This is a genomic window from Brotocaccenecus cirricatena, from assembly GCF_020687045.1.
GTDB classification, from domain to species: domain Bacteria; phylum Bacillota; class Clostridia; order Oscillospirales; family Oscillospiraceae; genus Vescimonas; species Vescimonas cirricatena.
The window spans coordinates 1-15692 of record NZ_JAJEPW010000060.1; the positions used below are offsets into that span (position 1 = coordinate 1).

General features: G+C 64.5%; 14 protein-coding genes. 8 read left to right on the plus strand and 6 right to left on the minus strand.

Translation table 11 applies throughout. The features are described 5' to 3' along the window. A partial coding sequence (locus LKD37_RS14175) for an AI-2E family transporter (protein WP_302929789.1) occupies positions 1–488 on the minus strand: 488 nt, incomplete at its 3' end. 119 nt (positions 489–607) lie between these two features. Here LKD37_RS14175 and LKD37_RS14180 point away from each other — a divergent pair. Then, a complete protein-coding gene (locus tag LKD37_RS14180) occupies positions 608–1045 on the plus strand; it encodes an ACT domain-containing protein (protein WP_302929790.1) in 438 nt (145 codons plus the stop codon). Between the two features lie 70 nt (positions 1046–1115). On the opposite strand, the gene typA is transcribed toward LKD37_RS14180, so the two are convergent. Continuing rightward, complete coding sequence (gene typA / locus LKD37_RS14185; protein ID WP_302929791.1) at positions 1116–2948, minus strand: translational GTPase TypA; 1833 nt, start codon at positions 2946–2948, stop codon at positions 1116–1118. A gap of 432 nt (positions 2949–3380) precedes the next feature. Between typA and LKD37_RS14190 the strand changes: the two genes are divergently transcribed. The 7 genes from LKD37_RS14190 to LKD37_RS14220 all read left to right on the plus strand — a co-directional run bounded on the left by LKD37_RS14190 (position 3381) and on the right by LKD37_RS14220 (position 11123). Beyond that, positions 3381–4007: an NUDIX hydrolase gene (locus tag LKD37_RS14190; protein WP_302929792.1), complete on the plus strand. Its 627-nt coding sequence runs from the start codon at positions 3381–3383 to the stop codon at positions 4005–4007. Between the two features lie 193 nt (positions 4008–4200). Continuing rightward, a complete protein-coding gene (locus LKD37_RS14195; RefSeq protein ID WP_302929793.1) occupies positions 4201–5370 on the plus strand; it encodes a DEAD/DEAH box helicase in 1170 nt (389 codons plus the stop codon). A 14-nt stretch (positions 5371–5384) separates the two neighbouring features. Beyond that, positions 5385–6962 carry a peptide ABC transporter substrate-binding protein gene (locus LKD37_RS14200; RefSeq protein ID WP_302929794.1) on the plus strand — a complete coding sequence of 526 codons (1578 nt, stop codon included), beginning with the start codon at positions 5385–5387 and terminating at the stop codon, positions 6960–6962. A gap of 25 nt (positions 6963–6987) precedes the next feature. After that, the gene (gene galE / locus LKD37_RS14205; protein ID WP_302929795.1) at positions 6988–7992 is read left to right on the plus strand and encodes a UDP-glucose 4-epimerase GalE; all 1005 of its coding nucleotides are present in this window, start codon (positions 6988–6990) and stop codon (positions 7990–7992) included. A 75-nt stretch (positions 7993–8067) separates the two neighbouring features. After that, a complete protein-coding gene (locus LKD37_RS14210; protein ID WP_302929796.1) occupies positions 8068–8709 on the plus strand; it encodes a Pr6Pr family membrane protein in 642 nt (213 codons plus the stop codon). Beyond that, complete coding sequence (locus LKD37_RS14215) at positions 8670–10088, plus strand: tRNA nucleotidyltransferase/poly(A) polymerase-related protein (protein WP_302929797.1); 1419 nt, start codon at positions 8670–8672, stop codon at positions 10086–10088. Before LKD37_RS14210 ends, LKD37_RS14215 begins: the two co-directional genes overlap by 40 nt. A gap of 69 nt (positions 10089–10157) precedes the next feature. Next, the gene (locus LKD37_RS14220) at positions 10158–11123 is read left to right on the plus strand and encodes an NAD(P)H-dependent glycerol-3-phosphate dehydrogenase (protein ID WP_302929798.1); all 966 of its coding nucleotides are present in this window, start codon (positions 10158–10160) and stop codon (positions 11121–11123) included. Positions 11124–11176: 53 nt separating this feature from the next. Here the strand turns inward: LKD37_RS14220 and LKD37_RS14225 are convergent, their stop codons facing one another. The 4 genes from LKD37_RS14225 to LKD37_RS14240 form a co-directional block, all read right to left on the minus strand. Continuing rightward, the gene (locus LKD37_RS14225) at positions 11177–11848 is read right to left on the minus strand and encodes an ABC transporter ATP-binding protein (protein WP_302929799.1); all 672 of its coding nucleotides are present in this window, start codon (positions 11846–11848) and stop codon (positions 11177–11179) included. A 2-nt stretch (positions 11849–11850) separates the two neighbouring features. After that, the gene (locus LKD37_RS14230) at positions 11851–13062 is read right to left on the minus strand and encodes an ABC transporter permease (protein ID WP_302929800.1); all 1212 of its coding nucleotides are present in this window, start codon (positions 13060–13062) and stop codon (positions 11851–11853) included. A 30-nt stretch (positions 13063–13092) separates the two neighbouring features. After that, entirely contained in the window at positions 13093–15156 is a 2064-nt protein-coding gene (locus LKD37_RS14235; RefSeq protein ID WP_302929801.1) for an ABC transporter permease family protein, read from the minus strand. A gap of 119 nt (positions 15157–15275) precedes the next feature. Beyond that, positions 15276–15584, minus strand: coding sequence for a hypothetical protein (locus tag LKD37_RS14240; RefSeq protein WP_302929802.1), 309 nt, complete (start codon positions 15582–15584; stop codon positions 15276–15278). Between the last annotated feature and the right edge of the window lie 108 nt (positions 15585–15692).

Here is a 15692-nt window from a genome sequence, read left to right on the forward strand (position 1 = left end):
GCGGCGGCCAGGGCCGCCGCCGCGGTGATGCAGGCCCCGCTGGCCCGCTGGGCCGCTCCCGCCGCCAGGGTCCCCAGCAGGGCGGGGACCTCCTCCAGCCAGCTCCGCAGCCCCTGGGGACAGGCGGCGCAGAAGTCCTCCAGCCGCTGCCGCAGGTCCTCCGTCATGCCCGGCAGCCCCGCCAGAAGCCCGGGGAGCTGCCCCAGCAGCTCCGCCGCCTGGCGGATCAGCTGCCACACGATCACCGCCGCCAGCGCCAGTATGGCCCCGGTGACGGCGATGGTCACCACCGCCGCCGTGAACCCCCGCTTCAGGCCCATCCGGCGGCGGCACCAGGCGATCACCGGCTCCACCGCCGCCGCCAGGGCCAGGGCCAGCAGAAACGGCAGCAGCCACCGCAGCAGATACCGCACCCCCAGCCACAGCAGCACCGCCCAAACGGCCCAATAGGCAGTCCGCACCAAAAAAGCCCGCTGCTTTTCCTGCATTTTTGTATGCTCCCTCCCACGAAAACAGTTGTGTTTTGTCAAACAACATGGTATGATAATGGCCAAAAGAAACGGCGGGGCCGCGTCTCCGCCGGACACATCAGCGGAGGTTTACGGCCATGAGCAATCAGAAGTATTACATCGTATCGGCAGAAGCCCTGCCGGAGGTATTCGTCAAGGTGGCGGAGGCCCGCCGGATGCTCCAGGTGGGCGAGGCGGCCACCGTGGGCGAGGCGGCCCGGATGGTGGGCATCAGCCGCAGCGCCTTTTACAAGTATAAGGACGCGGTGCAGCCCTTCCAGGACATGAAGGCCGGCCACATCATCACGTTTTACGCCCTGCTGAAGGACAACCCCGGCGTGCTGTCCAACTTCCTGTCTATTTTTGCCAATTCCGGCGCAAATATTCTCACCATCAACCAGACCATCCCCACCAACGGCTGCGCCGGTGTCACCATCTCCGCCGAGACCCGGGACATGGTGGAGGATCTGGAGTCCATGATGACCCGCATCTCCGCCGCCGAGGGCGTGCTGAAGTTCGAGGCCCAGGCCGCCTGACCTCCAGTATATGCGCAAATCATAAAAACCCGCCCTGCCATCCGGCAGGGCGGGGTTTTGTGTTTATATTTTACTTTTTCTTGCCGCCGTGGGTAGCCTTCATGCGCTTTTCGTGGTTGAGAATGGTCTTGCGCATGCGCAGGCTCTCGGGGGTGACCTCCAGCAGCTCGTCATCGGCCAGGAACTCCAGGCACTGCTCCAGGCTCAGCTTCCGGGGCGGCACCAGGCGCAGGGCCTCGTCGGACCCGGCGGCCCGCATATTGGTCATCTGCTTCTTCTTGCAGACGTTGACGGTAATGTCCTCCTGCTTGGGGGACACGCCCACGATCATGCCCTCGTACACCTTGACACCGGGGCCGATGAACAGGGCGCCCCGCTCCTGGGCGTTGAACAGTCCGTAGCTGACGGACTCGCCGGTCTCGAAGGACACCAGGGAGCCGGTGTTCCGGCGGCTCAGGTCGCCCTTATAGGGGGCGTAGCTGTCGAACACGGAGGCCATGATGCCCTCGCCCCGGGTATCCGTCAGGAACTCGTTGCGATAGCCGAACAGGCCCCGGGCGGGAATCAGGAACTCCAACTTCATGCGGCTGCCCACGGGGGTCATCTCGATCAGGTCGCCCTTGCGGGAGCCCAGCTTCTCGATGACCGCGCCCACGGACTCGCTGGGCACGTCGGCCACCAGCCGCTCGATGGGCTCGCACTTCTTGCCGTCGATGGTGCGGTACAGCACCCGGGGGGGCGACACCTGGAACTCATAGCCCTCCCGGCGCATGGTCTCGATAAGGATGGACAGGCTCATCTCGCCCCGGCCCGCCACGTTGAAGGCGTCGGTGGCGCCGTCGATCTCCGTCACCCGCAGGGACACGTCCTTCAGGGTCTCCCGGAACAGGCGGTCCCGCAGCTGGCGGGAGGTGACGAACTTGCCCTCGCGGCCGGCATAGGGGGAGTCGTTGACGGAGAAGGTCATCTCCATGGTGGGGGCGGAAATTTTCACAAAGGGCAGAGGCTCCACGCACTCCGGGGCGCAGATGGTGTCGCCGATGGTGATATCGCCGATGCCGGACATGGCAATGATGTTGCCGGCGGTGGCCTCGGTGATGGGCTGCTTGCCCAGGCCCTGGAACTCGTACATGGACACGGCCTTGGCCTTCTTGGCCGGGGCGTCGGGGTCGTGATAGTTGCACACGGCGATTTCCTGATTCTGCTTCAGGACGCCGCGCTCCACACGGCCGATGGCGATGCGGCCCACGAACTCGTTATAGTCGATGGCGGACACCAGCATCTGGAAGGGCTGGTCCAGGTCCGCCTCCGGGGCGGGAATATAGCTGAGGATGGTGTCGAACAGGGGCTTGAGGTCCGTGCCCGGCACGTCGGGGGAGTAGGAGGCGACGCCCTGGCGGGCGGAGCAGAACAGCATGGGGGAGTCCAGCTGCTCCGGGGTGGCGTCCAGGTCCAGCAGCAGCTCCAGCACCTCGTCGATGACCTCATGGATGCGCTGGTCGGGCCGGTCGATCTTGTTAACCACCACGATGACCCGGTGACCCAGCTCCAACGCCCGGCTGAGGACAAAGCGGGTCTGGGGCATGGGGCCCTCGGCGGCGTCCACCAGCAGGATCACGCCGTTGACCATCTTCAGGATGCGCTCCACCTCGCCGCCGAAGTCGGCGTGGCCCGGGGTGTCCACGATGTTGATCTTGGTGTCGCCATACTGGATGGCGGTGTTCTTGGCCAGGATGGTGATGCCCCGCTCCCGCTCCAGGTCGTTGGAGTCCATGACCCGCTCCACCGTCTCCTGGTTCTCCCGGTACACGCCGCCCTGCTTGAGCATCTGGTCCACCAGGGTGGTCTTGCCGTGGTCCACGTGGGCGATAATGGCTACGTTTCTCAGTTTTTCGTTCTGCAAAGGTAAAACCCCTTTCTTTTGGGTATAAAACTTCATGCGTGAGCACTGCACCACGAAAATGCGCAAATGTTAGTGCATGAAGTTTTTGTGCATCATTTCCGGTTGCCCCACAGGGGCGAGGAAATGGCACATTTCTTGTTTTGCTATGCTTTTGCATAGCAAAATTCATGCACTGTGCGGCGCACCACGAAAACAGGCAAACTCTTCTGTGCATGAAGTTTTGTGCATCATTCCCGGTTGCCCCGAAGGGGCGAGGGAATGGCACATTCTATTTTTTGCTATGCTTTTGCATAGCAAATCTCTCAACCTTTACATTATATGCCCTGATTTTTTCAATTGCAAGAACTTTTTGCGAATTCCGGCGTTTTTATGGATTTTGCTTTTTCTTCGGGCCGGAATGTGGTATAGTGGTGGTGAAAAGGGGGAGAAAGCATGGATGAACAGGCGCTGCGGCGCAGAATGGCGGCCCACCGCCCCACCCTGCAGCAGGCACGGGAGGAATACGCGGTGCTGGCGCCCCTGGTGGAAACGCCCCGGGGGCTGAGCCTTTTATACGAGGTGCGCCCGGCGAAGCTGCACCACCACAGCGGGGAGGTGTGCTTCCCCGGGGGACGGATGGAGGCCGGGGAGACGCCCCGGCAGTGCGCCCTGCGGGAGACCTTCGAGGAGCTGGGCCTTCCGGCGGAGGCCATTGAGATTTTCGGGGACCTGGACTTTCTGTACCTGCGGTCCGAGGGGCTGATGTATCCGTTGCTGGGCCGAGTGGACCCGGCGGCGGTGCTGCGCCCCAGCCCCGACGAGGTGCAGGACACCTTCACGGCGCCCCTGTCCTGGCTGGCGGCCCATCCCCCGGCTATCTACCGCTATTCCCTGCGGCCGGAGATCGGGCCGGACTTCCCCTATGACCGGGTGGGGGCCTCCGCCGGATATCCCTGGCAGGCCGGGTGCATGGAGGTGCCGGTATACGAGGGGCTTCCGCATCCCCTGTGGGGGCTGACGGCCCGGATCACCTGGTGGCTGCTGGAGCAGTACGGGAACATATTGACAAATGTGATATAATATATGAGACTGTCAAAAAGGCGGAGATGTTCCACCATCGGAAAGGAAGATAGTTACGAAAGAAACCCATCAGGGGTGTCTTTCGTTTGCAATCATAGGTTTTTCAGAACTTTTTGAAGTTCTGAAAAACCGCACGCAGCTTGGCAAAAAACTTTTTTGACAAGCTGAATATATAGAAAACGAGGAAACTGCTATGGAATTTACACAGGGCGCGCCCTTTGACAGCTTCGGCCTGTCCGAGGCCACCATGCGCGCCATAAGGAACAAGGGATATGAGATCAGCACCCCCGTCCAGGCCGGGTGCATCCCCCCCATGCTGGAGGGGAAGGACGTCATCGCCAAGGCACCCACCGGCACCGGCAAGACCATGGCCTTCGGCATCCCCATCATCGAGCGCATCGACCCGGAAAGCGAGGAGGTCCAGGCGGTGATCCTGGCCCCCACCCGGGAGCTGGCCATGCAGATCACCGACGAAATGCGCCAGATCGCCGTGTGCCATGAGGGGGTGCGGCTGGTGTGCCTGTACGGCGGCCAGCCCATCGGCAAGCAGATCAACGCCCTGAAGCGGCGGCCCCAGATCGTGGTGGCCACCCCGGGCCGCCTGTCCGACCATATGAAGCGCCGCACCGTCACCCTGGGCCAGGTGCAGACCGTGGTGCTGGACGAGGCGGACCGTATGCTGGACATGGGCTTTATCCACGATGTGACCCGCATTCTGGACAAGATTCCCCACCGGAAGAATCTGGGCATGTTCTCCGCCACCATATCCCGGGAGGTCATGGACATCTCCTGGGTGTATCAGCGGGACCCGGAGGAGATCACCGTCCAGGCCACCCGGGAAAACAAGCCCGATATCCTGCAATACCGCATCGAGGTGCCGTCTGACAAGAAGGTGGACGCCATCGCCGCCATCATCCGGGCCCAGCAGCTGGACCGGGTCATCTGCTTCTGCAACACCAAGGGCTCCACCGAGCGGCTGACCAAGTTCCTGCAGCTGCGGGGGCTGGACGCCCAGTGCATCCACGGCGACATTCCCCAGCGCAAGCGGGAGGAGGTCATGGCCCGCTTCCGGGACGGACAGCTCCGTGTGTTCGTGGCCACGGACGTGGCCAGCCGGGGCATCGACGTGGACGATGTGGACGCGGTGTTCAACTTCGAGGTGCCCGAGGAGAACGAATATTACATCCACCGCATCGGCCGCACCGGCCGGGCCAAGAAGCACGGCGTGGCCTATACCCTGCTGTCGGACTTCCCCTCCCGCATGCGGCTGGACGACATCGCCCGCAACACCCGCAGCCAGATCATCCCCGCCACCCTGGAGGAGGACGGACGGGTGACTCCTGCGGAGCCCAAATCAAAGTAAGGAGCGTGGCCCCTATGAAACGACGGATACGGTACATGGCCCTGTTGCTGGCGGTGTGCATGCTGGCCCTGACCGGCTGCGCCCAGCCGCGGGACACCATGACCCTGCGGGTGTGCCTGGACGCCGCCCCGGCCACCCTGGACCCCGCCATGGCCTCCTCCGATGCCGAGCGCACGGTGGTGGCCCACCTGTTTGAAAACCTCATGAAGCTCTCCCGGGGGGAGGACGGCGGCATCCAGCCGGTTTACGCCGCCGCCAAATCCTACACCGTGGAGGACAACCTGGACGGCACCGAGACCTATACCTTCACCCTGCGGCAGAACGTCCGCTGGTCCGACGGGCAGACCGTCACCGCCCACGACTTTGTCTATGCCTGGCAGCGGCTGGCGGACCCGGCCACCGGCTCTCCCCATGCGGCTCTGCTGAACATGGTGGCGGGTTTTGACCAGGTGCAGGCCAAGCAGGACGGAAGCCTTCTTCAGGTATCCGCCCCGGACGACTTCACCTTCGTGGTGAAGCTCTCCTACAAGTGCGCCTATTTCCTGACGGATGTCTGCGCCGGGACGGCCACCATGCCGGTGCGCAGCGATGCGGCGGAGCGGGAGGACTGGTCCCTGCACTCCGAGACCCTGCTGACCGACGGCCCCTATCGGGCCACCGGCTGGGACGAGACGGGCCTCACCGCCCAGGCGGCCGACGGGTACTATGACGCCCGCCGCCTGGGGCCGGACGTGCTGGAGTTCCGGTTCGAGACGGACGGCCAGGCCCGGGCGGACCTGCTGTCCGGCGGCGATGTGGACTTTGCCATGAACCTGCCGGAGGGTGACACCTCCGATCCCTATCCCCAGACCACCCTGCTGCTGCTGAACCAGCGGACCGGCAGCCTGGAAAGCGAGTCCCTGCGCCGGGCCCTGGCCCTGGCCATCGACCGGAACGCGCTGACGGAGGGCCAGCCTCTGGACCCCGCCCAGGGCATTGTCCCTCCGGGGCTGCGCAACACCATGGGCGGCGATTTCCGCCAGGGCAGCGGCAGTCTCATCGACAACGAGCCTGATAACTACGAGGCCCTGTGCCAGCAGGCCAAGACCCTGCTGGAGGAGGCAGGCGGCGTGGGGGCCGCCGGGCAGATCACCCTGCTGTATGACAGCACCGACGAGACGGCGGCCCGGACCGCCGCCGCCGTCCAGGACGCTTGGAAGCAGAAGCTGGGGCTTATCGCCATCCTGCGGGGGGCCACGGCCCAGGAGCTGGCGGACGCCCTGAACCAGGGCGAGTTTATGGTGGCCCTGACCACCGTCACCGCCGACCGGGGCGACGCCTCGGGCCTGCTGTCCCTGTGGGAAAGCGGCAATGGGTACTTCTATTCCACCGCCTATGACATGCTGCTGCGGGCGGCGGACGCCTCCGGCCATGTGGAGGTCCGGGACGCCTATCTGGAGGACGCGGAGGCCATGCTGGTGGAGGACGGCTGGGTCATCCCCCTGTACTATGTCCACCGTCACAGCGGCCTGGCCCAGCAGCTGACGGCCCCGTTGTACGACGGCACCGGCGTGTACCGGTTCTCCGCCGTTGTGCGCCAGACGCCGCAGTAAACCACAGGATTCGGGAGGAAGCATCATGAAGGAAACCGTACTGCTTACCGGCGGAGCCGGGTTCATCGGGTCCCACATCGCGGTGGAGCTGCTGCAGCGGGACTATGACGTGGTCATCGCCGACGACCTGTCCAACAGCCGCCCGGACGTGCCGGAGCGCATCGAAAAAATCACCGGCCGGGCCCCGGTGTTCTATCGGATGGACGTGTCGGACCGGCAGGCCCTGGACCGGGTGTTCCGGGCCCATGACATCGCCGCGGCGGTGCACCTGGCCGGATACAAGGCCGTGGGCGAGTCCGTGCAGAAGCCCCTGGCCTATTACCGCAACAATCTGGACACCACCCTGGCCCTGCTGGAGGTGATGGCGGACCACGGGGTCCACCGGCTGATCTTCAGCTCCTCCGCCACGGTGTACGGCAATGCGGAGGCCCCCTGCCGGGAGGATATGCCCACCGGCGGCTGCACCAATCCCTACGCCTGGACCAAGCTGATGATCGAGCAGATCCTGCGGGACGCCGCCAAGGCGGACCCTTCTCTTGCGGCGGTGTGCCTGCGGTACTTCAACCCCGTGGGGGCCCACGAAAGCGGCCTCATCGGCGAGCTGCCCAACGGCATCCCCAACAACCTCATGCCCTATATCACCCAGACCGCCGCCGGCATCCGCCGGGAGCTGACGGTGTTCGGCAACGACTATCCCACCCCCGACGGCACCGGCGTCCGGGACTATATCCATGTGGTGGACCTGGCCCGGGGCCATGCGGCGGCTCTGGACTACTCCCGGAGCCATCCGGGCTGGGAGGCCATCAACCTGGGCACCGGACGGGGCAGCAGCGTGCTGGAGATCGTGGAGACCTTCCAGCGGGTCAACGGCGTGGCGGTGCCCCACCGCATCGGCCCCCGCCGCCCCGGTGACCTGCCCACCTGCTATGCCGCCACGGACAAGGCCGCCCGCCTGCTGCACTGGCACGCGGAAAAGGACCTGGCGGATATGTGCCGGGATTCCTGGCGCTGGCAGCAGAGCCAGCAGTGACCCCATCTGTTCCCGGGCCGGTATAGGCGCTGCCTGTACCGGCCCGCAGCGCTTTCAAAAAAGGAGAATTTTGCTATGCCCATTCGTTCCAGGGCCGCTGCTGCGGCCGTGCATATCCTGACCGCCCTGTGCGCCGCCGTGGGGGTGGTGCTGCAATGCGGCTTCTTCGGCGGAAGGCTGAACCTGGCCGCCCTGCAATACTTCACCCTGATGAGCAACATCCTGTGCGCCGTGTATTTTGCCGGAGCCGCCGTCCGCACCCTCCGCCGGGGAGACACCTGGCTGCCGGTGTGCAAGGGAGCCCTGGTGATGGCCATGGCCATCACGGGCATCACCTTCCACCTGTTCCTGGCCGCCGGGGACTTCAACATGGGCCCCACCCAGCTGATTACCAACCACCTGCTCCACACCGCCGCCCCGCTGCTGACGGTGCTGGATTGGCTGCTGTTTGACGAAAAGGGGCATTATCGCCGGTTTGAGCCCTTCCTGTGGGGCATTTTCCCGGCGGCCTACTTCGTATACACCATGATCCGGGCCCGGGTCAGCAGCTTCCGGTTTTACAACGGCTCGCCGTACCCCTACCCCTTCATGGACGTGGACGCTCTGGGCTGGGGCAAGGTGCTGCTGATCTTCCTGGCCATGGCCGCAGCCTTCCTGGCCCTGGGCTATGTGCTGGTGTGGATCGACCACCTCCTGGCCCGGCGGCAGAAGCGATGACCGGCCGCCGGGACCCGGTCCGGGATATGGAGGCCGCCCGGGCCATCGCCCGGCAGGCCGCCGCCCTGGGAGGCCGGGCCTACTATGTGGGGGGCTTCGTCCGGGACCGTCTGCTGGGCCGGGAGAACACCGACGTGGACATCGAGGTCCACGGCCTGACTCCCAGCCAACTGGAGGAGATCTTAGACGGCCTGGGCGGCCGCCTGGAGATGGGGGCCAGCTTCGGGATCTACGGCCTGAAGGGCTATGGCCTGGACATTGCCATGCCCCGGCGGGAGCGGGCCATTGGCCGGGGCCACCGGGATTTCGACGTGACCGTGGACCCCTTTCTGGGCACGGAGCAGGCCGCCCGGCGGCGGGACTTCACCATAAACGCCCTGATGGAGGACGTGCTGACCGGCCGGGTGCTGGACCATTTCCACGGTGTCCGGGACCTGCGCCGGGGCGTGCTGCGGCATGTGGATGACCGGACCTTTCCGGAGGACCCTCTGCGGGTGCTGCGGGGGGCCCAGTTTGCCGCCCGGTTCGGGTTCGCCGCGGCCCCGGAGACCATCGCCCTGTGCCGGGGCATCGACCTGTCCGCCCTGCCGCCGGAGCGGGTGGAGGGGGAGCTGCGCAAAGCCCTGCTTCAGGCGGAGCGCCCCTCGCTGTTTTTCGAGACTCTGCGGGACATGGGGCAGCTGTCCCACTGGTTCCCGGAGGTGGAGGCCCTGATAGGCGTGCCCCAGGAGCCGCGCTTTCACCGGGAAGGGGACGTCTGGACCCACACCATGCTGGTGCTGGACCATGCGGCGGCTCTGCGCAGCCGGGCACGGCAGCCCTTTCCCTTCATGCTGGCAGCCCTGTGCCATGATCTGGGCAAACCGGCCGCCACCGAGTATGTCCGGGGCCGCATCCACGCCTATGACCACGAGTCGGCGGGGGTGCCCCTGGCGGACGCCCTGGTGCGGCGGATCGTGGGGGACAAGGCGGCGGCCTATGTGCGAAACATGGTGCAGCTGCACATGAAGCCCAACGCCCTGGTGGGGGCCGACGCCTCCGTCAAGGCCAGCAACCGGATGTTTGACCGGTCCATAGAGCCGGAGGACCTGATTCTGCTGGCCGTGGCAGACGGCCGGGGCACCCACAGCCTGTGGCCCTGGGAGGATACGGAGCCCTGGCTGCGGCAGCGCCTGGCCCTGTACCGGGAGCTGATGGCCCGGCCCCAGGTCACCGGGGCGGACCTCATCGCCGCCGGTCTCACGCCGGACAGCCGCTTCCGGGAGCTGCTGGCCTATGCCCACAAGCTCCACCTGGCGGCGGTGACCCACGACAGCGCCCTGAAGCAGACCCTGGCCTATGCCCGGAAGCTGAAACAGCCCGGCGTCACAGAAAATTAACTTGCAAAAGAACTCCTCCTGTGGCATGATAAACAAGATATGTTATCATGCCGCAGGAGGGATTTTTATATGCGCATCACCGTCATCGGCTGCGGGCGCTGGGGCTCGCTGATCGCCTGGTATCTGGACCGCACCGGCCACGCCGTCACCCTGTATGGCCGCCCCGGCTCCCGGCATATGCAGCGCTTTCTTGCCACCCGCCGCAACGACCTGCTGGAGCTGCCGGAAAGCATTCGGCTGTCCACGGACCTGTCCTGCGTCCGGCAGGCGGAGACGGTGGTGATCTCCATCGGCTCCCAGGGACTCCAGGGCCTGATGGACCAGCTGCGGCCCCTGACCCTGGGGGATAAGATCTTCGTTTTGTGCATGAAGGGCCTGGAGCAGGGAACGGGCCGCCGCCTGAGCCAGATCGCCCAGGAGAATCTGGACCCCTCCAACGCCGTGGCGGTGTGGCTGGGCCCGGGCCATGTGCAGGAGTTTTACCGGGGCATCCCCAACTGCATGGTCATCGACAGCAGCCGGGAGGACGTGAAGCGCCTGCTGGTGCAGTCCTTCTCCAGCGACCTGATCCGCTTTTACTATGGGGAGGACCTCATCGGCAACGAGGTGGGGGCCGCCGCCAAAAACGTGGTGGGCATCGCCGCCGGATTTTTAGACGGCAAGGGCCTGTCCAGCCTGAAGGGCGCCCTGATGAGCCGGGGCACCCGGGAGGTAGCCCGTCTCATCCAGGCCATGGGCGGCAGCCAGCTGTCGGCCTATGGCCTGTGTCACCTGGGGGACTATGAGGCCACGGTGTTCTCCCGGTACAGCCACAACCGGCAGTTCGGCGAGTCCTTCATCCGGGGCGAGACCTATACGGACCTGGCGGAGGGGTACTACACCGTGGAGGCCCTGGTGCTGCTGGGGGAGCGCTATGGCGTGGAGCTGCCCATCTGCCAGGCGGTGCACCGCATCCTCTACTGCGGCGCGGACCCCATGGCGGAGCTGCGCACCCTGCTGGACCGGGACCTGACCCGGGAATTCGGCGAATCCTGAAAAAATCAGCTGGCTGCCCCCCGCAGCCAGCTGATTTTTTGCCCTTCCGGGCTTTATGCTTCTTCCCCGCTGAGCTTTCCGTCCTGCATATGCAGCCGGATATCGGCGGCCTCGGCCACCTTGGGATCGTGGGTCACCACGATGACGCAGCGCTCCTCCTGGTGGGCCAGCCGCTGGAGAGTCTCCACGATCATCCGCCCGTTGTCGCTGTCCAGACTGCCGGTGGGCTCGTCGGCCAGGATCACCCGGCTGCCCGCCGCCAGCGCCCGGGCGATGGCCACCCGCTGCTGCTCGCCGCCGGACAGCTGATTGGGCAGCTTCCGGAAATACGACTCCCGGATGCCCATATCCGTCAGCCGCTGCCGGGCCAGCTCCAGGGCCTTTTCCTTGTCCATTTTCTGCAGCCGCAGGGGATAGCACACGTTTTCCTCCGCCGTCAGCAGCGGAAACAGGTTGAAATCCTGATAGATCACCGACACCGTGTCCCGCCGCAGGGCGCTGCGGTCCATGAGCCGGATGGGCTGCTCGTCCAGAGTGATCTCCCCCTCCGTGGGCAGCTTCAGCCCCGCTAAAAGGCTCAGCAGCGTGGATTTGCCGCTGCCGGAGGCCCCCATGATGGTGTACAGGGTCCCGTCGTGGAAGGTATAGCTGACGCCGTCCACGGCGGTGACCCGCTGATACTTCCCGGCATAGGTATAGGTAACGTTTTGCAGCTGGATGTTCATATTTATTCCCTCCCCAGATTTGATTCCAGAAACTTTCGCCGCATGGTCAGAAGATACGCCAGAGCCGTGCCCGCCAGATTCATCACCCAGAAACCCGCCACCGGCCCCCAGGCCGGGGCCGTCCGGAAGGCCAGCCAGAAGCCCCCTGCGCCGATGATCGCCCCCAGCAGGCTCAGCAGCCCGTGCTCCGTCAGGGCCCACACTAAGATGCTGCCCCGGCTCTGGCCCAGGATAAACTGCAGCTTCAGCTCCCGGCTGCGGTGGCGCAGCAGCAGGATGCTGAACACCGCCCCCACTCCGAAGGAGGCCAGCCCCAGCAGCCACGACACCAGCCCCAGCAGCCGCTGGTTCTGCTGCAATTGCTCCACGGTTTTCACCAGCACATCGTCATAAACGGCCAGGGCGAAGGGATAGGTGCGGTACAGCCGGGACCCCTCCCAGGGCACCGGGGTGCCGTCCTTGGTGGGGGCCACGAAATAGCGGCTGGCGTACCCGTCCCAGAACTCGCCGATCTCCCGGTTGTCCGCCATGGCGGCGGACAGACTGTCCAGCGTCAGACCGCCGTAGGTCTCCTCGCACAGCTGCCGCACCACCCACCAGGAGCAGTACAGCCGCCCGGACCCGCCGGTATAGGTCCCCGCCGCCAGGAAGCGGTGCTGGATATTGTCCCCCTCCACCCCGGTGAACTCCAGGGTCACATAGCCGTCCCCGTCCACCAGATGCGCCTGCTCCTCCGGCAGCAGCAGGGAGAAGCCCCGCCCCCGGAACATATCCTCGCCGAAGCCCTCCCGCCAGATGACGGTGCAGCCCGAGGAGGCCAGCAGGGAGCTGTCCGCCTTCAACCCGGTGACGCCGCTGAGGGTCAGCCGGTCCTGGTCGCCGGGGGTGGTGCAGTACACCGTGGACCGCACCTGCACATCCCGGACATAGGGGGCGAACAGGTCGTTGTCCTGGAAATTGCCGTAGGTCTTTTCCCCGTCGAACAGCCGCAGCACCCAATCCGGCAGGTTCAGCTGGTCCGACTGGGTCCCCGTGAGATTGGTGACGCTGCACCGGACCTCCAGATTGTCATAAACCTCCTCAATGCGTGCGGCCATCTGGTCCCGGGACCGCTGGAGCATACACAGGGCCAGGGAAAACGCTAAGGCCGTCAGCACCACCACCAGGCACAGGCTGGTGCGCTTGCGCATCTGCTTGAAAAAATAGGGCGTCATAGGCGGTCCTCCTTTCGCCTTTTGATTTGCTTATTCCGCCTTGCGGATACCCCGCTGTGCGGTGGATACGCTGACCAGGGCAATCACTGCCAGGGCAATGGCCAGGGCCCCGGCGCACAGGGCGACGGTCTGGCCGGTAGATACCTTCAGCGTCAGATCAGAGCCGGTCAGGGCCTGGATTTTGTCCGTGGCCCAGGACATACCGGGGATGCTGACCGCCAACGCGATCACCGTCCCCGCAGCCGCCATCAATGCCGAGGGCGTCCAGATTTGTCCCGCAATATCCCGGCGTTTTGCACCCAGTGTCCACATACGCAGGGCGGTTTTTCCCTCCTGCATGGGAAGCAGTACGCAGTACGCCGCCAGCACCACCGCCCACAGGGCTAAACCCACCAGAAGCACCGTCCGCGACACCCGGGTATAACCGTCCAGGCTCTCCACAATATCGCTGTACCCCTGGTCGTAGTAGGTCACCGCGCCGCCCAGGTCGTTTTCCTCCAGCCGGGCCTCCATCTGGTCGATGGTGCCGTTTTGCAGAATCAGGCTGGACCACACGCCATAGTTGCCGGTTACCGTCTGGCAGGTGACGCTTTTCTCCGGCACGAACACGCTGTTGGGGGTAAAGCTGGTGGGGGTAGTCACCCACTCGTTGCTCTGACGATACAGACCGATGATGGTGTATTCCGTCTCCTGCTGAAAGCCCTGGTCCGGCAGATAGCAGGAGGGCCGGGGGTTATATTCGTGTATGTAGGAATACCGCAGGTCCTGGTCGTATTCATACAGGGACAGCGGCAGAACGTCCCCCACGTTCAGGCCGTTTTCCCGGGCCAGGGACTCGGAGACCAGGCACACCGCCGCCCCGGAGTCGTACTCCGCCTGGGAGATGCTGCGGCCCTGGGTGACCATGGTGGTCCCGGCGGCGAAATCCGCCAGAGCCTCTAAGTGATTCACCGCCAGCACCGGCACGCTGTGGCTGTTGACCCGGACGGACTCCATGGCCTTCTGCCAGGTGGGGGAGGAGGCGATCATCTCCTCCGCCGTGACGCCCTCCGGCAGCACCGTAAAGGAGGCCAGGTCATAATCCGTGTCATAGGCAATGACCCGCTGAACGGTCCACTCCCATTTCTGTTCCTCCACATTCCACTGCTCATCGTATAACGTCCAGGGCTGGGAGCAGTCATCGACATTGAAGGCAATGGTGTTCAGTCGCCGAAGGTCTATGGTGGACTCATTGCCGGTGACGGGGTCCTTATACAGGGGCGCATCGTCCGGCCAGGGATTTCCCTCGCCGTCCGTTATGGTGATGTCGGTGGTGCGGTCGGCATAACGGATCATGTTGTTCTCAATATCCAGGCTCCGGGGGTCCACCTCATAGCCACTGAGTCTCAGGTCCTCCGCAATGAGGCAGCGCTGCTCGAAATCCAGGTCGCGGTAATTGTGGGTAAACACCAGGATCCGCTGTCCGGCCTGCAGCGCCTTGCCCGCCGCATCCGACTCGCCGGTGATCTGCAAATAAAAATTTGCGTTCCGGCCGGTGGGGTCGTTCCAATCGCCGCTCATGGCTTGCACTCCCAGCACCTTGCCGGAGACGACCCAGTTGAAAAAAGCGCCTGTATCATACTCTCTGGGATAATAGACCCTCTCCTCCCCCACCTCCGTGATCTCGATCTCCAGGATGGCGAAGTTATAGGGGACGTCCTCATCGTTATCAATGCGGGTGTCGGAGCTGTCAACGTCCATTTGATAAAATGTGGTCAGCGGCGTGAGCTTCGGACTGTACCCCCCGGCAAGGCCCATGGCGGCCTGACCGCGGATGATGCTCCAGCCCTTCTGGGCTGTCTCCTTCAGAAACTCGTTGGCTTCGTATGTGGGGCCAATGTCCTCGTATACTATGTCGCCGCTGGACACCAGCTGCCGTTTCCCGCCGGTAACCACCGCCACGGTGGTGTAGGTTTCCTCCACCCCGGCCCGGGTCTGGACCGCCGCCCAGAACTGACCCCCGGACAGGGCCAGGATCACCCCCGCTAAGGCCAGAAGCAGTGCGCCGAAGGCCGCCTTCACCGGCCGCCGGGTCAGTTGGTGCATGGGATTCATAGAAACAGCTCCTTTCGCATCGGTCAAATGGGTGCAGGCAGGACTACTTATGATAAATCATATACGGAGTTTATCATAAGTAGCCCTGCCTGTCAAGCCTTAGTTTTCATAGAGACGGCTCATACCGCCACCGGGGCGGAGCCGATCACCCGCAGATTGCGGCACACCAGAACAGAACAGCCCTCCGGCAGCTCCAGCCGGACCGGGAACGTGTGTTCCTTCTCGGCGTCTGCGTAGCCGCAGTTATGACACCGGATGGTCATCTGCCAGTGCCGGGTCTGCAGCCGGGGGCCGTCATCCGTGTACCAGACGGCGGTGGATGCGTAATAGTCGTGGGGACAATAGACGGCGGAAGCGGGGACGATCAGGGACAGGGACATGGCCGCCGCCAGGGCCAGGCCCAGAAGGGTCTTGCTGCATTTTTTCATGGCGGGTCGCTCCTTTCGGCTCTCGTTGTGCCGGACACATAAATAGGAAAAAATAAGAATAAAAAGAATAAGAGGGTGGGCGGGGGGGGGGGGGGGGGGGGGGGGGGG